At 58.8% G+C, this 23822-nt stretch carries 19 protein-coding genes and 1 tRNA gene; 18 read left to right on the top strand and 2 right to left on the bottom strand.

All coding sequences use genetic code 11. The features are described from left to right. Positions 1–118: 118 nt before the first annotated feature. Positions 119–1795, bottom strand: a complete 1677-nt coding sequence (recN, locus tag ACVW0Y_RS12155; protein ID WP_457438579.1) for a DNA repair protein RecN — start codon at positions 1793–1795, stop codon at positions 119–121. 197 nt (positions 1796–1992) lie between these two features. Here recN and grpE point away from each other — a divergent pair, with 197 nt between their 5' ends. The 8 genes from grpE to ACVW0Y_RS12115 all read left to right on the top strand — a co-directional run bounded on the left by grpE (position 1993) and on the right by ACVW0Y_RS12115 (position 12213). Then, a complete protein-coding gene (gene grpE, locus ACVW0Y_RS12150; RefSeq protein WP_457438577.1) occupies positions 1993–2562 on the top strand; it encodes a nucleotide exchange factor GrpE in 570 nt (189 codons plus the stop codon). A 100-nt stretch (positions 2563–2662) separates the two neighbouring features. Then, positions 2663–4579 (top strand): molecular chaperone DnaK, encoded by a 1917-nt coding sequence (gene dnaK / locus ACVW0Y_RS12145; RefSeq protein WP_457438576.1) that lies wholly within the window; start codon positions 2663–2665, stop codon positions 4577–4579. A 123-nt stretch (positions 4580–4702) separates the two neighbouring features. Next, complete coding sequence (dnaJ, locus tag ACVW0Y_RS12140) at positions 4703–5836, top strand: molecular chaperone DnaJ (RefSeq protein ID WP_457438574.1); 1134 nt, start codon at positions 4703–4705, stop codon at positions 5834–5836. A 65-nt stretch (positions 5837–5901) separates the two neighbouring features. Next, complete coding sequence (dapB, locus tag ACVW0Y_RS12135; protein ID WP_457438573.1) at positions 5902–6717, top strand: 4-hydroxy-tetrahydrodipicolinate reductase; 816 nt, start codon at positions 5902–5904, stop codon at positions 6715–6717. 196 nt (positions 6718–6913) lie between these two features. Continuing rightward, positions 6914–8050, top strand: a complete 1137-nt coding sequence (gene carA / locus ACVW0Y_RS12130; protein ID WP_457438571.1) for a glutamine-hydrolyzing carbamoyl-phosphate synthase small subunit — start codon at positions 6914–6916, stop codon at positions 8048–8050. Positions 8051–8085: 35 nt separating this feature from the next. Next, positions 8086–11307, top strand: coding sequence for a carbamoyl-phosphate synthase large subunit (carB, locus tag ACVW0Y_RS12125; RefSeq protein ID WP_457438570.1), 3222 nt, complete (start codon positions 8086–8088; stop codon positions 11305–11307). Further along, positions 11304–11780 (top strand): transcription elongation factor GreA, encoded by a 477-nt coding sequence (greA, locus tag ACVW0Y_RS12120; RefSeq protein WP_108098217.1) that lies wholly within the window; start codon positions 11304–11306, stop codon positions 11778–11780. The genes carB and greA overlap by 4 nt, the downstream gene beginning before the upstream one ends. Positions 11781–11817: 37 nt before the next feature. After that, entirely contained in the window at positions 11818–12213 is a 396-nt protein-coding gene (locus ACVW0Y_RS12115) for a DUF4149 domain-containing protein (protein ID WP_457438568.1), read from the top strand. A 14-nt stretch (positions 12214–12227) separates the two neighbouring features. Here the strand turns inward: ACVW0Y_RS12115 and ACVW0Y_RS12110 are convergent, their stop codons facing one another. After that, positions 12228–12536, bottom strand: coding sequence for a YhbY family RNA-binding protein (locus ACVW0Y_RS12110; RefSeq protein WP_457438567.1), 309 nt, complete (start codon positions 12534–12536; stop codon positions 12228–12230). A gap of 104 nt (positions 12537–12640) precedes the next feature. Between ACVW0Y_RS12110 and rlmE the strand changes: the two genes are divergently transcribed. The 10 genes from rlmE to infB all read left to right on the top strand — a co-directional run bounded on the left by rlmE (position 12641) and on the right by infB (position 23757). Further along, a complete protein-coding gene (gene rlmE / locus ACVW0Y_RS12105; protein ID WP_271197313.1) occupies positions 12641–13270 on the top strand; it encodes a 23S rRNA (uridine(2552)-2'-O)-methyltransferase RlmE in 630 nt (209 codons plus the stop codon). A 204-nt stretch (positions 13271–13474) separates the two neighbouring features. After that, on the top strand, positions 13475–15388 hold the full coding sequence (ftsH, locus tag ACVW0Y_RS12100; RefSeq protein ID WP_457438566.1) for an ATP-dependent zinc metalloprotease FtsH: 1914 nt from the start codon (positions 13475–13477) through the stop codon (positions 15386–15388). An 8-nt stretch (positions 15389–15396) separates the two neighbouring features. After that, on the top strand, positions 15397–16248 hold the full coding sequence (gene folP / locus ACVW0Y_RS12095) for a dihydropteroate synthase (RefSeq protein ID WP_457438564.1): 852 nt from the start codon (positions 15397–15399) through the stop codon (positions 16246–16248). Positions 16249–16264: 16 nt separating this feature from the next. Then, positions 16265–17602: a phosphoglucosamine mutase gene (glmM, locus tag ACVW0Y_RS12090; protein WP_457438562.1), complete on the top strand. Its 1338-nt coding sequence runs from the start codon at positions 16265–16267 to the stop codon at positions 17600–17602. Positions 17603–17667: 65 nt separating this feature from the next. Next, on the top strand, positions 17668–18423 hold the full coding sequence (tpiA, locus tag ACVW0Y_RS12085; protein ID WP_457438560.1) for a triose-phosphate isomerase: 756 nt from the start codon (positions 17668–17670) through the stop codon (positions 18421–18423). Positions 18424–18426: 3 nt separating this feature from the next. Further along, complete coding sequence (gene secG, locus ACVW0Y_RS12080; protein ID WP_457438559.1) at positions 18427–18810, top strand: preprotein translocase subunit SecG; 384 nt, start codon at positions 18427–18429, stop codon at positions 18808–18810. A gap of 11 nt (positions 18811–18821) precedes the next feature. Then, positions 18822–18907 (top strand) — tRNA-Leu (locus ACVW0Y_RS12075). A 323-nt stretch (positions 18908–19230) separates the two neighbouring features. Beyond that, positions 19231–19689: a ribosome maturation factor RimP gene (gene rimP / locus ACVW0Y_RS12070; protein ID WP_457438557.1), complete on the top strand. Its 459-nt coding sequence runs from the start codon at positions 19231–19233 to the stop codon at positions 19687–19689. A 47-nt stretch (positions 19690–19736) separates the two neighbouring features. Continuing rightward, the gene (gene nusA, locus ACVW0Y_RS12065) at positions 19737–21218 is read left to right on the top strand and encodes a transcription termination factor NusA (protein ID WP_457438555.1); all 1482 of its coding nucleotides are present in this window, start codon (positions 19737–19739) and stop codon (positions 21216–21218) included. 25 nt (positions 21219–21243) lie between these two features. Next, the gene (gene infB / locus ACVW0Y_RS12060) at positions 21244–23757 is read left to right on the top strand and encodes a translation initiation factor IF-2 (RefSeq protein WP_457438553.1); all 2514 of its coding nucleotides are present in this window, start codon (positions 21244–21246) and stop codon (positions 23755–23757) included. Positions 23758–23822 lie beyond the last annotated feature (65 nt).

The following is a 23822-nucleotide window of genomic DNA, read 5'->3' as shown; positions in this document are numbered from 1 at the left end:
GCCTTGAGCTTTTAAAGCGCATAAAAACGCCGCGACCTGAAAAGGGCGCGGCGTTTTTGTTGGTGTGCCTTTTGTTGGGCTTCGCCGTTGGCTCAACCCAACAATGAAGCCCAAACTATTACGCGCTAGCCGCACTACTAACCATCTTGCGTGCGTGAGCCAGGGACTCTTTGGTCAGGTCCACGCCGCCCAACATGCGCGCCACCTCTTCTATGCGCCCGGCGCTGTCCAGCGTGGCCACGGCGGTGTGGGTTTCGCCATCGCCACGGGCTTTATGCACAAACAGATGCTGGTGGCCCTGCGCCGCCACTTGCGGCAGGTGGGTGACGGTCAGTACCTGGCCGCGTTCGCCCAATCGGCGCAGCAGTTGGCCGACCACTTCGGCGGTGGGACCGCCAATGCCGACGTCGACTTCGTCGAACACCAGGGTGGGCACCCGTGAGGTTTGTGCGGTGATCACCTGGATCGCCAGGCTGATGCGCGACAGTTCGCCCCCCGAGGCCACTTTGGCGAGCGCTTTGAGCGGTTGACCGGGGTTGGCACTAACCAGAAATTCCACCTGCTCCAGCCCCTGCGGATGGGGGTCGCTGCTGCTGGTGCCGTGCAGTTCGATGCTGAAGCGCCCGCCGGGCATGCCCAGGCGTTGCATTTCCACTTCCACCGCGGCGGCCAGATTGCCGGCGGCACCGTGGCGCAGGGTGCTGAGCTCCTGAGCCTTTTCCTGGTAGTGGCGGGCGTAGGCGGACAGTTCTTCGCCCAGGCGCTCGGTGGCCTGGTCGTCGGCGTTCAGGCTTTCCAGCTCGTCGAACAGCTGCTGCTGCATGGCCGCCAGCTCGCTGGGCAAAATGCGGTGTTTGCGCGCCAGGGTATAGATGGAATCGAGGCGCTCCTCCAGCAGTTGCAGGCGTTCCGGGTCGGCGTCGAAGTGGTCGAGGAAGCGGTTCAGCTCGCCCACAGCCTCTTCCACTTGGATCTGTGCGCTGGCCAGCAGATTTACGGCTTCGCCCAGGGCACCGGGCTGGCTGCGGAAGTTGCTCAGGCGACCGACGCTGCTGGTGAGGGCCGACAGTACGTTGCCGCCATCGTTTTCGCTGCACTGCTCGATCACCAGGCGGCAGGCGCTCAGCAGGCCCTCGGCGTTGGTCAGGGTTTTATGTTCCTGTTCCAACTGTTCCAGTTCGTTGTCGCCAAGGCCGAGGTTGTCCAGCTCTTCCAACTGATAGCTGAGCAACTGGTGGCGGGCGCGTTGTTCGTCGCTGGCGCTGGACAGCCGCTCCAGCTCGCTTCTGGTCTGCTTCCAGCGCTGCGCGGCCAGCTGTACCTGGCGCGCCAGTTCCTGGCTGCCGGCGTATTCATCCAGCAGGCGGCGGTGGGTTTCCGGCTTGAGCAGGGATTGATGTTCGTGCTGGTTGTGGATGTCGATCAGCAGTTCGCCGATGGCTTTCAGGTCGCCCTGGGGGCAGGGCGAGCCATTTATATAGCCGCGGGAACGGCCTTCGGCGGTGATCACTCGACGCAGGATGCACGGGCCGTCGTTGTCCAGGTCGCGTTCGGCGAGCCAGGCTTTGGCTTCGGGAATATCGCTGAGATCGAAGCTGGCGAGGATATCCGCCTTGTCGGCACCCGGACGCACCACACCGCTGTCGGCACGATCGCCGAGGGTCAGGCCCAAGGCGTCGAGCATGATCGACTTGCCGGCCCCGGTCTCACCGGTGATCACGCTCATTCCGCCATTCAGCTCGAGGTCGAGATGTTCGACGATGGCGTAGTTATGTACGGAGAGATGTACCAGCATGGCGGAGGCTCCAGGCGTAAAGTCTGGTTATTTATACAGTGTTTGTTTTATCCCTGACAATCCTCCTTTGCTCTTGAATCGCCAGATTGTGGCCCCATATAAGCGGCAGAACCGTGAGTTAAGGCTCGCGAACCGGATAGTCAGGGCTCGTAAAAGCTGTAACCCGAGCTCGCGAGGAATATAGATAGGAGGACCGCATGGCCGACGAACAGACCCAGAATTCCCAAAATCCAGATATCGAAACCGCTGCAGAGACCGCTGCGAGCGAAGATCTGGCTGCCCGCGTGCAAACGCTGGAAGAACAGCTGGCGGCCGCTCAGGATCAGGCTTTGCGCGTGGCGGCTGATATGCAGAACGTGCGCCGCCGCGCCGAGCAGGATATTGAGAAAGCGCACAAGTTCGCCCTGGAGAAATTCGCCAACGACCTGCTGCCCGTAGTCGATAGCCTCGAGCGTGGCCTGGAGTTGTCCAACCCTAACGACGAAGCCATCAAGGCTGTGCGTGAAGGCATCGAGCTGACCCTCAAGCTGTTCCAAGACACCCTCAAGCGTTACAACCTGGAAGCCATCGACCCGCACGGTGCGCCGTTCAACGCCGAGCACCACCAGGCCATGGCGATGCAGGAAAGCACCAATGTCGAGCCCAATAGTGTGCTCAAGGTGTTCCAGAAGGGTTACCTGCTCAATGGTCGTCTGCTGCGCCCCGCGATGGTGGTGGTCAGTAAGGCTCCGGCCGAGCCGCAACCTTCTATTGATGAGCAGGCTTGAAATTCGCCGTAAGGCCCCCATTTATTAGTCAAGCGTTTAAGTGCTACCGCAGTTAACCACCACTGCTGCGGCAACCAAATTCAGTTTCAGGAGAACAAACATGGGCAGAATCATCGGTATCGACCTGGGGACCACCAACTCCTGCGTCTCGATCCTCGAAAACGGTAGCGTCAAGGTGCTGGAAAACGCCGAAGGCGCGCGTACCACTCCTTCGATCATTGCTTACACCAACGATGGCGAAATCCTCGTGGGTCAGTCGGCCAAGCGTCAGGCAGTTACCAACCCGCACAACACCCTGTACGCGGTTAAGCGTCTGATCGGTCGCCGTTTTGAAGAAAACGTCGTACAGAAAGACATCGAAATGGTGCCGTACAAAATCGTCAAAGCCGACAATGGCGACGCCTGGGTGGAAGTGAAGGGCCAGAAAATGGCACCGCCACAAATTTCCGCCGAAGTGCTGAAAAAGATGAAGAAGACCGCCGAAGACTACCTCGGCGAGCCAGTGACCGAAGCGGTGATCACCGTTCCGGCCTACTTCAACGACAGCCAGCGGCAGGCCACCAAAGACGCCGGCCGCATCGCGGGTCTGGAAGTCAAACGCATCATCAACGAACCGACCGCTGCTGCTTTGGCCTACGGTATGGACAAGGCCAAGGGCGATCACACCGTGATCGTTTATGACCTGGGTGGCGGTACCTTCGATATCTCGGTAATTGAAATTGCCGAAGTCGATGGCGAGCACCAGTTCGAAGTGTTGGCCACCAACGGTGACACCTTCCTCGGTGGTGAAGACTTCGACATCCGTTTGATCGACTACCTCGTCGACGAATTCAAGAAAGAAAGCGGCATTAACCTCAAAGGTGATCCGCTGGCCATGCAGCGTCTGAAAGAAGCTGCTGAAAAAGCCAAGATCGAACTGTCGTCCGCTCAGCAGACCGACGTCAACCTGCCGTACATCACAGCAGATGCCAGCGGTCCTAAGCACCTGAACGTGAAGATCTCCCGTGCCAAGCTGGAGTCGCTGGTGGAAGACCTGGTGCAGCGCACCATCGAGCCTTGCCGTATCGCGTTGAAAGACGCCGGTATCGACGTTGGCGCGATTCACGACGTGATCCTGGTTGGCGGTCAGACCCGTATGCCGCTGGTGCAGAAGCTGGTTACCGAATTCTTCGGTAAAGAAGCTCGCAAAGACGTGAACCCGGACGAAGCAGTCGCCATGGGCGCTGCGATTCAGGGTGCGGTACTGGCTGGTGACGTTAAAGACGTACTGCTGCTGGACGTCAGCCCGCTGACCCTGGGTATCGAAACCATGGGTGGGGTGATGACTGCGCTGATCGAGAAAAACACCACGATTCCTACCAAGAAGTCGCAAGTGTTCTCGACTGCCGACGACAACCAGGGCGCCGTGACCATTCACGTGCTGCAGGGCGAGCGTAAGCAAGCCGCACAGAACAAGTCGTTGGGCAAGTTCGACCTGGCCGAGATTCCGCCAGCACCGCGTGGCGTGCCGCAAATCGAAGTTACCTTCGATATCGACGCCAACGGTATTCTGCACGTGTCGGCCAAAGACAAGGCCACTGGCAAGCAGCAGTCCATCGTGATCAAGGCCAACTCGGGTCTGTCCGAGGAAGAAATCGAACAAATGGTGCGTGATGCCGAGGCCAATGCCGAGGAAGACCGCAAGTTCGAAGAGCTGGCCGGTGCACGTAACCAGGGTGATGCTCTGGTGCACGCGACCCGTAAGATGATCACCGAGGCAGGCGACAAGGCCACCGCGGACGAGAAAGCAGCCATCGAAAAAGCGTTGGGTGAACTGGAAGTGGCCGTCAAAGGCGACAGCAAGGAAACCATCGACGCTAAAGTAGCGGCTCTGTCCGAAGCCACTGCTCCGCTGGCGCAGAAAATGTATGCCGAGCAGCCTCAGGCTGGCGAAGCTGCGCCTGGCCAGGAAGAGCCGAAGGGCGGTGCCGACGATGTGGTCGATGCCGAGTTCGAAGAGGTTAAAGAAAACAAGTAAGCGTCCATTTGCTTGCTCTCCAACCCGGCCGGCCATTGAGCTGGCCGGGTGTTATCCGCCACGCGGGAGCTTGCTCCCGCGTTGGCGTGTCTGGGGAAGCCGATTTAAGAGTGTTGAAGAATTATGGCTAAGCGTGACTTTTACGAAGTGCTGGGGGTTGAGCGTGGTGCCAGCGAAGCGGAGCTGAAGAAGGCTTATCGCCGCTTGGCGATGAAGCATCACCCGGACCGCAATCCTGGCGACAAAGAGGCCGAAGAGCGTTTCAAAGAGGCCAATGAGGCCTATGAAGTGCTGTCCGACGCCAACAAGCGCGCGGCGTTTGACCAGTACGGTCATGCCGGCGTCGACCCGAGCATGGGTGGCGGTGGTGCCGGCGGTGCCGGTTTCGGCGGCGCAAACTTCTCCGATATTTTCGGCGACGTGTTCAGCGACTTCTTCGGTGGTGCTCGTGGCGGTTCCCGTGGTGGCGCGCAGCGCGGTAGCGACCTGCGTTACACCCTGGAGCTGGATCTGGAAGAGGCGGTGCGCGGCACCACCGTAACCATCCGCGTGCCGACCCTGGTCAATTGCAAAACCTGCGATGGCTCCGGCGCGAAAAAGGGCACCAGCCCGGTTACCTGTACCACCTGCGGCGGTATCGGTCAGGTGCGCATGCAGCAGGGCTTCTTCTCGGTGCAGCAAACCTGCCCACGTTGCCACGGCAACGGCAAGATGATTGCCGACCCGTGCGGCACCTGCCACGGCCACGGTCGTGTCGAAGAACACAAAACCCTATCGGTAAAAGTTCCGCCAGGTGTTGATACGGGTGATCGCATTCGTCTGTCTGGCGAAGGCGAGGCGGGTGCCATGGGTGGCCCGGCTGGCGACCTGTACGTGGTGGTGAATGTGCGCGAGCACTCGATTTTCCAGCGCGACGGCAAGCACCTGTACTGCGACGTGCCGATCAGCTTCGCTGACGCAGCATTGGGCGGCGAGCTGGAAGTGCCGACCCTGGATGGCCGCGTAAAGCTGAAAATTCCCGAAGGTACGCAAACCGGCAAGCTGTTCCGCTTGCGTGGCAAGGGCGTGGCTCCGGTACGTGGCGGCGGTGCTGGCGACCTGATGTGTCGCGTAGCTGTGGAAACACCGGTGAACCTGGACAAGCGTCAGCGTGAACTGCTGGAAGAGTTCCGCAACTCGCTGGCCACCGACGACAGCCACTCGCCCAAGGCCAGCGGTTGGTTCGAAGGCGTGAAGCGTTTCTTCGGCGACGTGTGAATCGGGCTTGGCGAGGCGCTGCAGGCACCTCGTCAGCCGCAAGTTATTAGCTGGGAGCTAGATGCATGGCATGTATAGCGCGACGTATAGCCGTAGTGGGTGCCGCCGGGCGCATGGGCAAAACCCTGATTGAGGCGATTGGCCTGGCCGAAGGTGCCACGTTGACTGCAGCGATTGATCGTCCGGACAGCAGCCTGATTGGTGCTGATGTGGGCGAGCTGGCGGGCATGGGTAAATTGGGCATCACCTTGGCGGGTAATCTCGCTGACGTGCTGGATCAGTTCGATGTACTGATCGATTTCACCCATCCCACCGTTACCCTGAAAAACCTGGAAGTCTGCCGCAAGGCTGGCAAGTCCATGGTGATCGGTACCACCGGTTTTAGCGTCGAGGAAAAACAGCTGCTGGCTGAGGCGGGCAAGGACATCTCGATTGTTTTTGCGGCCAACTTCAGTGTTGGCGTGAATCTGTGTCTGAAACTGCTGGATACCGCTGCGCGGGTTCTGGGTGATGACGTGGATATCGAGATTCTCGAAGCGCACCACCGTCACAAGGTCGATGCGCCGTCGGGCACGGCTGTGCGCATGGGCGAAGTAGTCGCCAAAGCCTTGGGTCGTGATCTGCAGAAAGTGGCGGTTTACGGCCGCGAAGGTCAGACCGGGGCCCGTGATCGCGAAACCATCGGCTTTGCCACCGTGCGTGCTGGCGACGTGGTGGGCGACCATACCGTGCTGTTCGCCGCCGACGGCGAGCGGGTGGAAATCACCCATAAAGCCTCTAGCCGCATGACCTTTGCGCGCGGTGCAGTACGTTCGGCTTTATGGCTGGATAGCAAGTCTGCCGGGCTCTACGATATGCAGGATGTGCTTGATCTGCACTGAGATGACTAAACGGTTGTCATCTTGGGTAGACCAAAAATGCCTTTTTCTGTAAGCTACAGCTTTAGTGTGTCCACTAAAAGCGCGCAGTTAACTTGAAAAAGTGATTCTAAAAAAAGCGGGGTGACGTGTCTAAACGTCATCCCGCTTTTTTACAACCTGCGTATGCCCTGTCAGGCTTGATTTACGGGAGGTCTTCTTGACTAAGCCAGCCATACTCGCCCTTGCTGATGGCAGCATTTTTCGCGGCGAAGCCATCGGAATCGACGGTCAAACCGTCGGAGAGGTGGTGTTCAATACTGCTATGACCGGCTATCAGGAAATCCTTACCGATCCTTCCTATGCCCAACAAATCGTTACCCTGACTTATCCCCACATCGGTAACACCGGCACCACGCCGGAAGATGCCGAATCGAACCGCGTCTGGTCCGCCGGCCTGGTTATCCGTGATCTGCCATTGGTTGCCAGCAACTGGCGTAACACCCTGTCGCTGTCCGATTACCTGAAAGCCAACAACGTTGTGGCTATCGCGGGTATCGACACCCGCCGCCTGACCCGCATCCTGCGTGAGAAAGGCGCTCAGAACGGCTGCATCCTGGCCGGCGACGATATCTCCGTCGAGCAAGCCCTGGCAGCCGCTCGCGGCTTCCCCGGCCTGAAAGGCATGGACCTGGCCAAAGTAGTCAGCTCCACCGAGCGCTACGAATGGCGTCACAGCGTCTGGAACCTGAAAACCGACAGCCACCCGGAAATTGCTGCCAGCGAACTGCCGCACCACGTGGTGGCGTTCGACTACGGCGTCAAGCTGAACATCCTGCGCATGCTGGTTGAGCGCGGCTGCCGCGTCACCGTGGTACCGGCCCAGACTCCGGCCAGCGAAGTGCTGGCGTTGCAACCGGACGGCGTGTTCCTGTCCAACGGCCCGGGCGACCCTGAGCCATGCGACTACGCGATCCAGGCCATTAAAGACGTGCTGGAAACCGAGATTCCGGTATTCGGCATTTGCCTCGGCCACCAGCTGCTGGCCCTGGCCTCCGGAGCCAAGACCGTGAAAATGGGTCACGGCCACCACGGTGCCAACCACCCGGTGCAAGATCTCGACACTGGCGTAGTGATGATCACCAGTCAGAACCACGGCTTTGCTGTGGACGAGGCGACTCTGCCAGCCAACCTGCGTGCTACTCACAAGTCGCTGTTCGACGGCACTCTGCAAGGCATCGAGCGTACCGACAAAGTGGCCTTCAGCTTCCAGGGGCACCCCGAGGCGAGCCCAGGTCCACTGGACGTTGCTCCGCTGTTCGACCGATTTATCGAAGCCATGGCCGCGCGCCGTTAAGCCTGCCGACAGACCTTAGGATTCGAGAGTAGAAAATGCCAAAACGTACAGACATCAAAAGTATCCTGATCCTCGGCGCCGGCCCCATCGTCATCGGCCAGGCCTGTGAGTTCGACTACTCTGGCGCCCAGGCCTGTAAAGCCCTGCGCGAAGAGGGTTACCGGGTCATCCTGGTGAACTCCAACCCAGCCACCATCATGACCGACCCGGCCATGGCCGACGCTACCTATATCGAACCGATCAAATGGCAGACTGTGGCCAAGATCATCGAGAAAGAGCGTCCAGACGCCTTGCTGCCGACCATGGGCGGCCAGACTGCTCTGAACTGCGCCCTGGACCTGGAGCGCCACGGCGTTCTGGAAAAGTTCGGTGTGGAAATGATCGGTGCCAACGCTGACACCATCGACAAAGCCGAAGACCGTTCGCGCTTTGACAAGGCGATGAAAGACATCGGCCTGGCCTGCCCGCGTTCCGGTATCGCCCACAACATGGACGAGGCCAACGCAGTGCTCGAGAAGCTTGGCTTCCCGTGCATCATCCGTCCGTCCTTCACCATGGGCGGCACCGGTGGCGGTATCGCTTACAACCGTGAAGAATTCGAAGAAATCTGCGCCCGTGGTCTGGATCTGTCGCCGACCAAAGAGCTGCTGATCGACGAATCGCTGATCGGCTGGAAAGAGTACGAGATGGAAGTGGTCCGCGATAAAAAGGACAACTGCATCATCGTCTGCTCCATCGAGAACTTCGATCCGATGGGCGTGCACACCGGTGACTCGATCACCGTGGCACCGGCACAGACTCTGACCGACAAGGAATACCAGATTCTGCGTAACGCCTCCCTGGCGGTACTGCGCGAAATCGGCGTAGAAACTGGTGGCTCGAACGTGCAGTTTGGTATCTGCCCGGAAACTGGCCGTATGGTTGTGATCGAGATGAACCCACGGGTTTCTCGCTCTTCCGCTCTGGCGTCGAAAGCCACTGGCTTCCCGATTGCCAAAGTCGCTGCCAAGCTGGCAGTGGGCTACACCCTTGATGAGCTGCAGAACGACATCACCGGCGGTAAAACCCCGGCTTCGTTCGAACCGGCCATCGACTACGTCGTTACCAAGATTCCGCGTTTCGCCTTCGAAAAATTCCCGAAAGCCGATGCCCGCCTGACCACTCAGATGAAGTCGGTCGGTGAAGTCATGGCCATCGGCCGCACCTTCCAGGAGTCCCTGCAGAAAGCTCTGCGCGGTCTGGAAGTGGGCGTCAACGGTTTCGATCCCAAGCTGGATCTGACCAACCCGGAATCCAAGGCTGCGCTCAAGCGCGAGCTGACCGTGCCGGGCGCCGAGCGTATCTGGTACGTGGCTGACGCCTTCCGTGCCGGCATGAGCTGCGACGATATCTACGCCTTGACCATGATCGACCACTGGTTCCTGGTGCAGATCGAAGACCTGATCAAAGACGAAGAACGCATCAAGACCCTGGGCCTGTCGTCCATCGACCGCGATGTGATGTACAAGCTCAAGCGCAAAGGCTTCTCCGACGCCCGTCTGGCCAAGCTGCTGGGCGTGACCGAGAAGAACCTGCGCAGCCACCGTCACAAGTTGAAGGTGCTGCCGGTGTACAAGCGCGTTGACACCTGCGCCGCCGAGTTCTCCACCGACACCGCCTACATGTACTCGACCTACGAGGAAGAGTGCGAAGCGAACCCGTCGACCCGCGACAAGATCATGATTCTCGGCGGTGGCCCGAACCGTATCGGTCAAGGCATCGAGTTCGACTACTGCTGCGTACACGCCGCGCTGGCGATGCGTGACGATGGTTACGAAACCATCATGGTCAACTGCAACCCGGAAACCGTTTCCACTGACTACGACACCTCGGACCGCCTGTACTTTGAGTCGGTAACCCTGGAAGACGTGCTGGAAATCGTCCGCGTCGAGCAGCCCAAAGGTGTGATCGTTCAGTACGGCGGCCAAACCCCGCTGAAACTGGCTCGCGCCCTGGAAGAAGCCGGCGTGCCGATCATCGGTACCTCGCCTGACGCCATCGACCGTGCCGAAGACCGTGAACGCTTCCAGCAGATGGTTGAGCGCCTGAACCTGCGTCAGCCGCCAAACGCCACTGTGCGCAGCGAAGACGAAGCCATTCGTGCCGCTAACAAGATTGGTTACCCGCTGGTGGTGCGTCCGTCCTACGTGCTGGGCGGTCGGGCGATGGAAATCGTCTACGAAGAAGAAGAGCTCAAGCGCTATCTGCGTGAAGCCGTACAGGTTTCCAACGATAGCCCGGTATTGCTCGACCACTTCCTCAACTGCGCCATCGAAGTCGATATCGACGCGGTGTGCGACGGCGAGACCGTGGTGATCGGTGCGATCATGCAGCACATCGAACAAGCGGGCGTGCACTCCGGTGACTCCGCCTGCTCGCTACCCCCGTACTCGCTGCCGGCACACATCCAGAACGAGATCCGTGAACAGGTCAAGAAAATGGCCCTGGAACTCGGCGTGGTTGGCCTGATGAACGTGCAGATGGCCGTGCAGGGCGAGGACATCTTCGTCATCGAAGTGAACCCACGTGCTTCGCGTACCGTGCCGTTCGTGTCCAAGTGCATCGGTGTTTCCCTGGCGATGATCGCGGCACGCGTGATGGCCGGTAAAACCCTGAAAGAAGTCGGCCTGACCGAAGAGATCATTCCGAACTTCTACAGCGTTAAAGAAGCGGTATTCCCGTTCGCCAAGTTCCCAGGCGTTGACCCGATCCTCGGCCCAGAAATGAAGTCGACCGGTGAAGTGATGGGCGTGGGCGACACCTTTGGTGAAGCTTTCGCCAAGGCCCAGATGGGTGCCAGCGAAATCTTGCCTACCGGTGGCACTGCGTTTATCAGCGTGCGCGACGACGACAAACCTTTAGTGGCCGGCGTTGCTCGCGACCTGATCAACCTGGGTTTCGAAATCGTTGCCACCGCCGGTACTGCCAAGCTGATCGAAGCGGCTGGCTTGAAAGTCCGCCGGGTGAACAAGGTGACCGAAGGCCGTCCGCACGTGGTCGACATGATCAAGAATGACGAAGTCACCCTGATCATCAATACCACCGAAGGTCGTCAGTCGATCGCTGACTCTTACTCCATCCGCCGTAACGCGCTGCAGCACAAGATCTACTGCACCACCACCATTGCTGCGGGCGAGGCTATCTGCGAAGCGCTGAAGTTCGGTCCTGAAAAAACCGTACGCCGCTTGCAGGATCTGCATGCAGGATTGAAGGCATGATCAAGTACCCAATGACCGTCCAGGGTGCTCGCGCCCTGGAAGAAGAACACGCCCATCTGACCAAGGTCGTGCGTCCGAAGCTCAGCCAGGACATCGGCACGGCCCGCGAATTGGGTGACCTCAAGGAAAACGCCGAATACCACGCCGCTCGTGAGCAGCAAGGTATGGTCGAGGCGCGTATCCGTGACATCGAAGGGCGTATGCAGAATGCGCAGATCATCGATGTCACGGCCATCGAGCCGACCGGCAAGGTGATTTTCGGTACCACGGTGGAGATCGCCAACGTCGAGACTGACGAGCGCGTGACCTACCAGATCGTTGGTGAAGACGAAGCGGACATCAAGCTCGGCAAGATCTCCGTCGGCTCACCCATCGCTCGCGCCTTGATCGCCAAGGAAGAGGGCGATGTAGTGGCGGTGCGCACGCCCAGCGGCCTGATCGAGTACGAGATCGTCGAGGTTCGTCATATCTAAGGCCCGCGTCATCGATGCCGGTGCAATCAGTTGGCGGTTGGCTCAGACGTTCTGGGTCGGCGGCCTGTGGCTGCTGCACTTGGTGATGCTGCCGGCGCTGGAGCGAATCGGTCTGGCACCGATGCTGGTCGGCGAAATTGCCAACACCCTCAGTCCGTTGCTGGTATTGCTGGCGGTGGTTGGGTTGTTGGTGCAAACCTTGATCCTGCTGCAGGTCGAGCGTTTTTCCGCGCTTTGGCGCGATTCCCGTGGCCAATTGCTGGTCGTGAGTTTGCTAGTGGCGTTGGGCTACGGTGCGTTGCAGCGCTGGTTGCCGGACGCACTGCGGCTACAGTTATTCTGTTTTCTGGTCTTGGCGTTGTGCGGTGCGCTGCTGGTGTTGCAGCCAGTGCCGGACGGCGAGGCAGCCAGGGCGCGCAAGGCGCGCCACTGACAGGGAGCGGGATATCAGCTGAAGCGGGTGACGTTGGACAGCTGCTTGTTGACCTTCGGGTTCTTGCGGTAAATCAGTGCCATCTTGCCGATGACCTGAACCAGTTCGCTATTGCCGGCCTTGCACAGTTCGGCAATCGCGGCCAGGCGGGACTCGCGTTCGGTAATTCTGAGTTGGATTTTGATCAGTTCGTGATCAGTCAGTGCGCGCTCCAATTCGGCAAGCACACCTTCGGTCAAACCATTGTCAGCAACAATCAATACCGGTTTTAGATGGTGACCGATAGATTTGTACTGTTTCTTCTGCTCCTGAGTGAGCGGCATAATCTGACCCCTGCGTCTGATCTTGTAAAAAGCGGCGGCTAGTTTACCCGAGCGCTCTCGGTACCGCCCAGTTAATCACGCCCCGTTAATTTTTGAGGTGCCCAGTGGCACGTTCCAAGACAAGTCAAGGTTGGTTGAAAGAGCATTTCGACGACCCCTACGTGAAAATGGCGCAGAAGGACGGCTACCGTTCCCGTGCCAGCTACAAACTTCTGGAGATCCAGGAGAAAGACCGCATTTTGCGCCCCGGGAACACCGTGATCGACCTCGGCGCCGCGCCGGGTGGCTGGTCGCAGGTAACCAGTCGAGTGTTAGGCGACAAAGGTCGCTTGATCGCGTCCGATATCCTGGAGATGGACAGCATCCCGGACGTTACCTTTATTCAAGGCGATTTCACCGAGGAGTCCGTGCTGGCGCAAATTCTCGAAGCGGTCGGCAATAATCCGGTAGACCTTGTGATTTCCGATATGGCCCCCAATATGAGTGGGGTGAAGATGGCTGATCAGGCGCGCTCGATGTATTTGTGCGAGTTGGCGCTCGATCTGGCGAGCCAGGTGCTGCGCCCCGGCGGCGATTTTCTGATCAAAATCTTCCAGGGCGAAGGCTTTGACGTCTATCACAAGCAGGTGCGCGCGATGTTCGAGAAAGTGCAGATGCGCAAGCCACTGTCTTCCCGTGATCGGTCCCGTGAGCAATATTTGCTGGCCCGAGGCTTTCGCGGGGCGCAAGATTGAACCCATGAAGAACGGGTTCAGTCGAACGTTATACGAATCGAGCGTTGTTTTGCCGCTTTACCACGGCAGTGCCTCATAAAGGGTTACAGACGCTTCCTGCCTAGGTTCGGAAGTTGTGTAGTAAGTTAGGCTGATCAATATCCAGCCGTAATGCGAGGTTCGTCCCGCGTGGGGCCTGCTTCAGAGGGTAGCTAATTGAACGACATGGCAAAGAACCTGATCTTGTGGCTGATCATCGCCGCCGTCCTCGTCACGGTGATGAACAACTTCTCCAGCCCGAGCGAACCTCAGACGCTGAACTACTCGCAATTTATCGAGCAGGTCAAAGATGGTGGTGTGCAGAAAGTCACCATCGAGGGCTTCACCATCACGGGTATCGGCACTGACGGCAAGCCGTTCACCACGGTGCGCCCGATGATCGAAGACCGCGGCCTGATCGGCGATCTGATCAACAATAACGTGACCGTTGAAGGCAAGAAGCCTGAGCAGCAAAGCATCTGGACTCAGTTGCTGGTAGCCAGCTTCCCGATTCTGGTCATCATCGCCGTCTTTATGTTCTTTATGCGCCAGATGCAGGGCGGTGCCGGCGGTAAGGGCGGCCCGATGAGCTTTGGCAAGAGCAAGGCGCGCCTGCTCTCTGAAGACCAGGTCAAGACCACTCTGGCTGACGTAGCCGGTTGCGACGAGGCCAAAGAGGAAGTGGGTGAGCTGGTCGAGTTTCTGCGCGATCCAGGCAAATTCCAGCGCCTGGGCGGCCGTATCCCTCGCGGCGTGCTGATGGTGGGCCCACCTGGTACCGGTAAAACGTTGCTGGCCAAAGCCATTGCCGGCGAAGCGAAAGTACCGTTCTTCACCATTTCCGGTTCCGACTTCGTGGAAATGTTCGTGGGCGTCGGCGCCAGCCGTGTTCGCGATATGTTCGAGCAAGCCAAGAAACACGCACCGTGCATCATCTTCATCGACGAGATTGACGCCGTTGGTCGCCATCGTGGCGCTGGCATGGGTGGCGGTCACGACGAGCGTGAGCAGACTCTGAACCAGTTGCTGGTTGAGATGGACGGCTTCGAAATGAATGACGGCATCATCGTCATCGCCGCCACCAACCGTCCCGATGTGCTCGACCCAGCGTTGCTGCGTCCAGGCCGCTTCGACCGCCAGGTTGTGGTGGGGCTGCCGGATATCCGCGGTCGTGAGCAGATTCTGAAAGTTCACATGCGCAAAGTGCCGATGGGTGACAACGTCAAGCCAGCGGTAATTGCTCGCGGTACGCCGGGCTTCTCCGGTGCCGACCTGGCCAACCTGGTCAACGAAGCGTCGCTGTTCGCTGCTCGTGCGGGCAAGCGCATCGTTGAAATGAAAGAATTCGAACTGGCCAAAGACAAGATCATGATGGGCGCTGAGCGCAAATCGATGGTCATGTCCGAGAAAGAGAAAATGAACACCGCGTTCCACGAGGCGGGTCACGCTATCGTCGGCCGCCTGGTGCCAGAGCATGACCCGGTTTACAAGGTGTCCATCATTCCGCGCGGTCGTGCCCTGGGCGTGACCATGTTCCTCCCGGAGGAGGACCGCTATAGCCTGTCCAAGCGCGCGTTGATCAGCCAGATCTGCTCGCTCTATGGTGGCCGTATCGCCGAAGAGATGACATTGGGTTTTGACGGTGTCACCACCGGTGCGTCCAACGACATCATGCGCGCCAGTCAGATTGCGCGGAACATGGTGACCAAGTGGGGGCTCTCCGAGAAGCTCGGTCCGCTGATGTATGCCGAAGAAGATGGTGAAGTGTTCCTCGGTCGCAGCATGGGCAGCCAGCAGAGCAACGTTTCCGCTGATACCGCCAAGCTTATCGACCTGGAGGTGCGTAGCATCATCGATGAGTGCTACGGCACCGCCAAGCGCCTACTGGAAGAGAACCGCGACAAGCTCAACGCTATGTGTGATGCGTTGATGAAGTACGAAACCATCGATGCCGAGCAAATCGACGACATCATGAATGGCCGTACGCCGCGTGAGCCCCGTGATTGGCAGGATGATGGCGATTCCGGCACCACGATCAGCAAGCAGGATCAAGCCGAAACCCCAGAGAAACCTATCGGTGGCCCGGCCGCCGAGCATTAAGGCCTGACATGTCCCTGACGCAATACCCAAACCGGCTGCCTTGTGGCAGCCGGTTTCTTGATTTAAGCCGCCCGCATGTGATGGGCATCCTCAACGTTACCCCTGACTCCTTTTCCGATGGCGGGCGCTTCAGTCGCATTGACCTGGCGTTGCAGCATGCTGCGGATATGGTGGCGGCGGGTGCCACGTTGATTGATGTCGGTGGTGAGTCCACGCGACCGGGTGCCCGTCCGGTTTCGCCTGTCGAAGAGCTGGAACGTGTTGCTCCGGTGGTCGAGGCGATTGCCCGTGAGCTGGACGTGATCATTTCCGTGGACACCTCCACTCCAGCGGTCATCCGCGAGTCTGCGCGCCTGGGTGCCGGCTTGATCAACGACGTGCGCTCGCTGCAGCGTGATGGCGCGCTTGAAGCGGTGGCTGCGACCAATCTGCCGGTATGCCTGATGCATATGCGTGGCGAGCCGGGCACCATGCAGGACAACCCGGTATACGTCGACGTGGTGGCCGAGGTGCGGGACTTTCTGGTTGAGCGCATGGCCGCTTGTACGGCTGCCGGTATCGCCCCTGAGCGCGTGGTGCTGGACCCGGGATTCGGCTTTGCCAAGACCTATGAGCACAACCTTTCGCTGTTCAAAAATATGCAGGAACTGCATGCCCTTGGTCGGCCGTTATTGGTCGGTGTCTCGCGCAAGAGCATGATTGGTCGGGCGCTGGGGCGGGAAGTGGGTGAGCGCCTGTTCGGTGGCTTGGCTTTGGCGGCCCTGGCAGTGGCCAAGGGCGCACATATTTTGCGTGTGCACGACGTTGCCGAGACGGTGGATGTGGTGCGCATGATTGCTGCTGTGCAAGCGGCAGAATAAAAAGATCGGAGAATGTATGGGTAAAAAGTATTTCGGCACCGACGGTATTCGTGGGCGCGTAGGACAGTTTCCGATCACCCCTGACTTTATGCTCAAACTTGGCTGGGCTGCCGGTATGGCGTTCCGCAAGCAGGGCACTTGTCGGGTGCTGATCGGCAAGGACACGCGTATTTCCGGGTATATGTTCGAGTCTGCGTTGGAGGCCGGGCTTTCTGCCGCTGGTGCTGACGTCATGCTGCTGGGCCCTATGCCCACGCCTGCCATCGCTTATCTGACACGTACCTTCCATGCCGAGGCCGGTATCGTGATCAGTGCCTCGCATAACCCTCACGATGATAACGGCATCAAGTTCTTTTCCGGTCAGGGCACCAAACTGCCGGACGAGTTGGAGCTGATGATCGAGGAGCTGCTGGATACGCCGATGACCGTGGTCGAGTCGGCGCAACTGGGCAAGGTTTCCCGGATCAACGACGCGGCTGGCCGCTATATCGAGTTCTGCAAAAGCAGCGTGCCCACCAGCACCGATTTCGCCGGCTTGAAGTTGGTAGTCGATTGCGCCCATGGCGCGGCCTACAAGATCGCTCCCAGCGTGTTCCGTGAGCTGGGTGCACAGGTCACTGTGCTCTCGGCGCAACCTAACGGGCTGAATATCAACGAGGACTGCGGGTCCACCCATATGGATGCGCTGCAGGCGGCGGTGGTGGCCAATCAGGCCGATCTCGGTATCGGTTTCGACGGCGACGCCGACCGGGTATTGATGGTGGATCACACCGGTGCGTTGGTGGATGGCGACGAGCTCCTGTACATCATTGCTCGCGACCTTCAGGAGCAGGGCAAACTGCAAGGTGGCGTGGTTGGTACCTTGATGAGCAACCTGGGCCTGGAGCTGGCCTTGGGCGAGCTGAATATTCCCTTTGTGCGCGCCAATGTCGGCGACCGCTATGTGATCAGCGAGTTGCTGGAGCGTAACTGGCAGATCGGTGGGGAAAACTCCGGTCATATCGTGTGCTTCCAGCACACCACCACCGGCGATGCGATTATCGCCGCGTTGCAGGTATTGCTGGCCTTGAAACGCTGGGGCAAAAGCCTGGCGGAGGCGCGACAGGGTTTGCGCAAGTGTCCGCAGGTTCTGGTCAATGTGCGATTTGCCGGTGGCGTCGACCCTGTTTCCCACCCTGCGGTGACCGACGCCTGTGCGCGTGTCACCGAACGTATGGGCGGGCGAGGTCGGGTATTGCTGCGAAAATCCGGTACCGAACCCTTGGTCCGCGTGATGGTCGAGGGTGACGATGAAGCCCTGGTGCGTAGCTATGCTGATGAATTAGCTAAAGTAGTTACCGAAGTCTGTGCCTGATTCGGCTTGCTAATCTCTAATCTCTTGGGTAGCATCTGCGCCCACTTTGATCGACGAGGTAGAACATGCGTCGCCCCTTGGTAGCTGGTAACTGGAAGATGCACGGTACCCGCGCCAGCGTCGCTGAGTTGATCAAAGGCCTGCACGCATTGGCACTGCCAGAGGGTGTAGAGGTAGCGGTTTTTCCGCCCAGCCTTTACATCAACAACGTGCTTGCTGGTCTGGAGGGTAAGTCCATTGCGGTAGGCGCGCAGAACTGTGCAGCTGAGCCGGCGCAGGGCGCTCTGACTGGGGAGATTGCTTCGAGCCAACTGGCTGATGCAGGTTGCGAATTGGTGCTGGTTGGCCACTCCGAGCGTCGTCAGATTCTGGGTGAGAGTGATGAGCTGCTGGTGCGCAAGTTTGCCGCGGTGCAAGCCTCTGGTTTGACTCCCGTGTTGTGTATAGGTGAAACCCTGGAGCAGCGCGAGGCGGGGCAGACCATTGAGGTGGTCAATCGCCAGCTCGGTAGCGTGATTGAAGTGTTGGGCGTTGCAGTGTTTGCTCGTGCTGTTGTTGCGTACGAGCCGGTCTGGGCCATCGGTACAGGTCTGACCGCAACGCCAGAGCAGGCTCAGGAAGTGCACGCAGCAATACGTGCGCAACTGGAAGCGGAAAATGCCGAAGTGGCTCGCGGTGTGAGAATTCTTTATGGCGGCAGTGTCAAGGCGGCCAATGCGGTTGAATTGTTCGGCATGCCGGATATCGATGGGGGGCTCATTGGTGGAGCCTCTCTGAATGCGGATGAGTTTGGTGCGATCTGTCGCGCCGCAGGAAACTAAGAGATGCTGGAAACTGTCGTTGTAGTTCTGCACCTGCTGGCGGCCCTGGGCGTTGTTGCGCTCGTACTGCTGCAGCAGGGTAAAGGTGCCGATGCGGGTGCCTCGTTTGGTTCGGGTGCTTCGGCAACTGTTTTTGGTAGCCAAGGTTCCTCTACCTTTCTTAGTCGTTTTACTGCTATACTTGCCGCCGCTTTTTTCATAACTAGCTTGGGCTTAGGCTTCTTTGCTAAGGAAAAAGCTCACTCGCTGAGTCAGGCCGGTTTGCCCGCCCCAGCAGTGGTAGAGCAGCAGCAGAAAAAACCGGTAGCAGAAGATGTGCCGGTGCTCGAAGAGCAAAAGCCAGCGTCTGACGCCGGCGATGTACCTCAAGCTCCAGAGCAGAAGTAAGTGCGTTAATTGCCGAGGTGGTGGAATTGGTAGACACGCTACCTTGAGGTGGTAGTGGCCATAGGCTGTAGGGGTTCGAGTCCCCTTCTCGGTACCAATTAAACAGGAAAGCCCGCTTCATGCGGGCTTTCCTGTTGCTGGGGGTTGGATTGACCCATGTGTGAGTTCGGTCGTATACTTCGGCCCCAGCTTTAACGTGGGGTTTGGCCGTTCGATCGCTCGATGGGCTCATGGCCAAAGGTTGTGGTTTGACCTTCCTTCCCCTGCAATCGGTTGTAGCGGAGCCCCTTTTTAGGGGCTTTTTGTTAGCCGGTTGCTTTGTTGGCTTGACTGTTTTGTCGTTGGGCTTAAGGTTCAGCGGCTTCAAGGGATGGGCGTTTCGCCCATTTTTTATTTGTACGACATGCACGAGGGGTTCAAGTGTCGAGCAAGCTAGAAGAGTTGCAGGCCTTGCTGGCCCCGGTAGTCGAGGCCCTTGGCTATCAATGCTGGGGTATCGAGTTCCTGTCCCAGGGGCGGCATTCCCTGCTTCGCGTCTATATCGATCATGCCAACGGCATTCTCGTCGAGGACTGCGAAAAGGTCAGTCGCCAGTTGAGCGGTGTCCTGGATGTCGAAGACCCGGTAGCCAGCGAGTACACCCTTGAGGTGTCTTCGCCGGGCATGGATCGGCCGCTGTTCACTATTGAACAGTTTGCCGCGCACGCCGGTGAGCAAGTAAAGATCAAACTGCGTACACCCTTTGATGGGCGGCGTAACTTTCAGGGCCTCCTCCGCGGAGTAGAGGAACAGGACGTTGTGGTGCTGGTTGATGACCACGAGTATCTGTTGCCGATCGATTCGATCGACAAGGCCAATATTGTTCCCAGTTTTGACTGAGACGCGGATCCCGCGGATCCAATGGATTGCGAAAGGCGAGGCGTACGATGAGCAAAGAAGTACTGCTGGTTGTTGAGTCGGTATCCAACGAAAAGGGCGTACCGGCCGGCGTTATTTTTGAGGCGTTGGAGTTGGCTCTGGCCACTGCGACGAAAAAACGTTTCGACGTTGAAGTTGAACTTCGCGTAGAGATCAACCGCGTAACGGGCAGCTACGAGACATTCCGTTGCTGGACCGTGGTTGATGATCAATCGCTGTTCAACCTGGCATCCGAGCTGACGCTCGACGAGGCGCGCGAGATCAAGCCTGATGCCCAACTCGGTGATTTGATCGAAGAGAAGATCGAGTCCATTGAGTTCGGTCGCATCGCTGCGCAAACCGCCAAACAAGTTATCGTGCAGAAAGTTCGTGAAGCTGAACGTGCCCAAGTGGTCGAGGCTTACCGCGAGCGTCTGGGCGAAATCATCTCCGGCACTGTTAAGAAAGTAACCCGCGACAACGTCATTGTTGACCTGGGTAACAACGCCGAAGCACTGCTGGCTCGCGAGGACATCATCTCCCGCGAGACCTTCCGTGTAGGCGCTCGCCTGCGTGCTCTGCTGAAAGAAATTCGCACCGAGAACCGCGGCCCTCAGTTGATCCTGTCGCGTACTGCGCCGGAAATGCTGATCGAGCTGTTCCGTATCGAAGTGCCAGAAATTGCTGAAGAGCTGATCGAAGTGATGGCCGCCTCCCGTGATCCGGGTTCGCGCGCCAAAATTGCCGTGCGCTCCAAAGACAAACGTATTGACCCGCAAGGCGCCTGCATTGGTATGCGCGGCTCGCGTGTACAAGCGGTGTCGGGTGAGTTGGGCGGCGAGCGTGTCGATATCGTGCTGTGGGATGACAATCCTGCTCAGTTCGTGATCAACGCCATGTCACCGGCCGAGGTTGCCGCCATCATCGTTGACGAAGATGCCCATGCCATGGACATCGCCGTCGGTGAAGACAATCTGGCGCAAGCAATCGGCCGTGGCGGTCAGAACGTTCGTTTGGCCAGTCAGTTGACCGGCTGGACACTGAATGTAATGACCGAAGCGGATATTCAGGCCAAGCAGCAAGCTGAAACTGGCGACATCCTGCAAAGCTTTATCGACGAGCTGGAAGTCGACGAAGACATTGCCCAGGTGTTGGTAGAAGAAGGCTTCACCAGCCTGGAAGAAATCGCCTATGTCCCGATGGAAGAGATGCTCAGCATCGATGGCTTCGACGAGGAAATCGTCACCGAGCTCCGCGCTCGCGCCAAAGATCGCCTGCTGACCAAAGCCATCGCGACAGAAGAAAAGCTGGCAGACGCGCACCCCGCCGACGACCTGCTCTCCCTTGAGGGTATGGACAAGGCTCTGGCGCAAGAACTGGCAGTGCGCGGCGTGATTAACCGCGAAGACCTGGCCGAGCAGTCGATTGATGACCTGCTCGACATCGACGGTATCGACGCAGAGCGTGCCGGCAAGTTGATCATGGCCGCCCGAGCCCATTGGTTCGAGTAAGTTGGCGGCCTGAGGAGAGAAGTGCATGACGCAAGTCACGGTCAAAGAACTGGCCCAAGTGGTCGCCACCCCTGTAGAGCGTCTGTTGTTGCAGATGCGCGAAGCGGGTTTACCGCACACCGGTGCCGACCAAGTTGTGACCGATAGCGAGAAGCAAGCCCTGTTGGCGCATCTCAAAGGCAGTCACGGCGAGAAAGTGGAAGAACCGCGCAAAATCACTTTGCAGCGCAAAACCACCAGCACCCTGCGTGTAGCGGGTAGCAAAACCATCAGCGTTGAAGTGCGCAAGAAGAAAACCTTCGTCAAGCGCAGCAACGAAGAAATCGAAGCTGAGCAAAAGCGCGAGCAGGAAGAGCGCGCGGCGGAAGAGGCGCGCGTGCAAGCGGCCGAAGATGCCAAACGTCAGGCCGAAAACACGGCTCGCCGTGAAGCTAACACCGCTAGCGCTGCGCCGGAATCGGCTGCAGACGCGGCACCTGTCGCGCCAGCTGCCGAACCAGCAGTGGTCGACATCGAGCTGCCACCGGTTGTTGCGCCTGTTGAAGAACGCAAGAAGGATGATCAGCGTCGTCCGGACAAGCCGCGCAATGACGACGACCGTCGTGGCGGCGAGCGCAAAACCACCGCGCACCGTCCTTCTGTTAAAGAGAAGGAAAAGGTTCCGACGCCTCGCGTTGCTCCACGTACCACCGACGAGGAAAGCGACAGCTTCCGTCGTGGCGGTCGTGGCAAGGCCAAGCTGAAGAAACGCAATGCCCATGGTTTCCAGAGCCCGACCGGTCCGGTTGTGCGCGACGTATCCATCGGCGAGACCATCACCGTTGGCGAGCTGTCAGCGCAGATGTCGGTCAAAGCGGCTGAAGTGATCAAGTTCATGTTCAAGATGGGCACCCCGGTGACCATCAACCAGGTACTGGATCAGGAAACCGCTCAGCTGATCGCTGAAGAGCTGGGTCACAACGTCAAGCTGGTGAGCGACAACGCCCTTGAAGAGCAGTTGGCCGAGTCCCTGAAATTCGAAGGCGAGGCCATTTCCCGTGCGCCGGTCGTGACCGTAATGGGCCACGTTGACCACGGTAAAACCTCGCTGCTGGACTACATTCGTCGCGCCAAAGTGGCTGCCGGCGAAGCGGGCGGTATCACCCAGCACATCGGCGCCTACCACGTAGAAACCGAGCGCGGCATGGTGACCTTCCTCGACACCCCGGGCCACGCTGCGTTTACCGCCATGCGTGCCCGTGGTGCCAAGGCCACCGACATCGTGATCCTGGTTGTTGCAGCGGACGACGGCGTGATGCCACAAACCGTGGAAGCTGTTCAGCATGCGAAAGCAGCTGGCGTTCCGCTGGTGGTTGCAGTGAACAAAATCGACAAGCCTGGCGCTGACCTGGAACGCATCAAAAGCGAACTGGCCGCGCACGGCGTAACCCCGGAAGAGTGGGGCGGCGACAACCCGTTCGTGTACGTGTCGGCGAAGATGGGTACTGGCGTAGACGAGCTGCTCGAAGCCGTTCTGCTGCAAGCCGAAGTACTGGAACTCAAAGCGACGCCATCGGCTCCTGGCCGTGGTGTGGTGGTTGAGTCCCGTCTGGACAAGGGCCGTGGCCCGGTGGCTACCGTTCTGGTTCAGGACGGTACGCTGCGCCAAGGCGACATGGTTCTGGTCGGTTCGAACTTCGGTCGTATCCGCGCCATGCTCGACGAGAACGGCAAGTCCATCAAGGAAGCCGGTCCATCGATTCCGGTCGAGATCCTCGGCCTGGACGGTACGCCGGACGCCGGCGACGAAATGAGCGTGCTGGCTGACGAGAAGAAAGCCCGCGAAGTTGCGCTGTTCCGTCAAGGCAAGTTCCGCGAAGTGAAACTGGCTCGTGCCCACGCTGGCAAGCTGGAAAACATCTTCGAGAACATGGGCCAGGAAGAGAAGAAGACGCTCAACATCGTCCTCAAATCCGACGTCCGTGGTTCGCTGGAAGCACTGCAAGGTGCGCTCGGCGGTCTGGGTAACGACGAAGTGCAAGTGCGCGTAGTGGGTGGCGGTGTCGGTGGTATCACCGAGTCCGACGCCAACCTGGCACTGGCCTCCAACGCTGTTCTGTTTGGCTTCAACGTGCGTGCCGATGCCGGCGCGCGCAAGATCGTCGAGCAGGAAGGTCTGGATATGCGTTACTACAACGTGATCTACGACATCATCGAAGACGTCAAGAAGGCCCTCACCGGCATGCTCGGCAGTGATGTTCGCGAGAACATTCTCGGTATCGCCGAAGTACGTGACGTGTTCCGTTCGCCGAAGTTTGGTGCCATTGCAGGTTGCATGGTGGTTGAAGGTACGGTCTTCCGTAACCGTCCGATCCGTGTACTGCGTGAAGACGTGGTTATCTTCGAAGGCGAGCTGGAATCCCTGCGCCGCTTCAAAGACGACGCCTCTGAAGTTCGTGCCGGCATGGAATGCGGTATCGGCGTGAAGAGCTACAACGACGTCAAGGTCGGCGACAAGATCGAAGTGTTCGAGAAGATCCAAGTGGCTCGCAGCCTTTAAGCACGAGCTGTTTTACGCAACGCCCGGTCCGGCTCACGCCTGGCCGGGCGTTTGCCGCTTTCAGA

It is taken from the genome of Pseudomonas sp. TE3786 (assembly GCF_054057335.1).
Note: the sequence above shows the minus strand (reverse complement) of the source record. Positions and strands in the feature narration are given on the sequence as shown.

Bases quoted from the DNA above. Each gene is read 5' to 3' on its own strand.
- recN (WP_457438579.1), bottom strand. From the start codon at position 1,795: ATGCTGGTACATCTCTCCGTACATAACTACGCCATCGTCGAACATCTC.
- grpE (WP_457438577.1), top strand. From the start codon at position 1,993: ATGGCCGACGAACAGACCCAGAATTCCCAAAATCCAGATATCGAAACC.
- dnaK (WP_457438576.1), top strand. From the start codon at position 2,663: ATGGGCAGAATCATCGGTATCGACCTGGGGACCACCAACTCCTGCGTC.
- dnaJ (WP_457438574.1), top strand. From the start codon at position 4,703: ATGGCTAAGCGTGACTTTTACGAAGTGCTGGGGGTTGAGCGTGGTGCC.
- dapB (WP_457438573.1), top strand. From the start codon at position 5,902: ATGGCATGTATAGCGCGACGTATAGCCGTAGTGGGTGCCGCCGGGCGC.
- carB (WP_457438570.1), top strand. From the start codon at position 8,086: ATGCCAAAACGTACAGACATCAAAAGTATCCTGATCCTCGGCGCCGGC.
- greA (WP_108098217.1), top strand. From the start codon at position 11,304: ATGATCAAGTACCCAATGACCGTCCAGGGTGCTCGCGCCCTGGAAGAA.
- ACVW0Y_RS12110 (WP_457438567.1), bottom strand. From the start codon at position 12,536: ATGCCGCTCACTCAGGAGCAGAAGAAACAGTACAAATCTATCGGTCAC.
- ftsH (WP_457438566.1), top strand. From the start codon at position 13,475: ATGGCAAAGAACCTGATCTTGTGGCTGATCATCGCCGCCGTCCTCGTC.
- folP (WP_457438564.1), top strand. From the start codon at position 15,397: ATGTCCCTGACGCAATACCCAAACCGGCTGCCTTGTGGCAGCCGGTTT.
- glmM (WP_457438562.1), top strand. From the start codon at position 16,265: ATGGGTAAAAAGTATTTCGGCACCGACGGTATTCGTGGGCGCGTAGGA.
- tpiA (WP_457438560.1), top strand. From the start codon at position 17,668: ATGCGTCGCCCCTTGGTAGCTGGTAACTGGAAGATGCACGGTACCCGC.
- secG (WP_457438559.1), top strand. From the start codon at position 18,427: ATGCTGGAAACTGTCGTTGTAGTTCTGCACCTGCTGGCGGCCCTGGGC.
- nusA (WP_457438555.1), top strand. From the start codon at position 19,737: ATGAGCAAAGAAGTACTGCTGGTTGTTGAGTCGGTATCCAACGAAAAG.
- infB (WP_457438553.1), top strand. From the start codon at position 21,244: ATGACGCAAGTCACGGTCAAAGAACTGGCCCAAGTGGTCGCCACCCCT.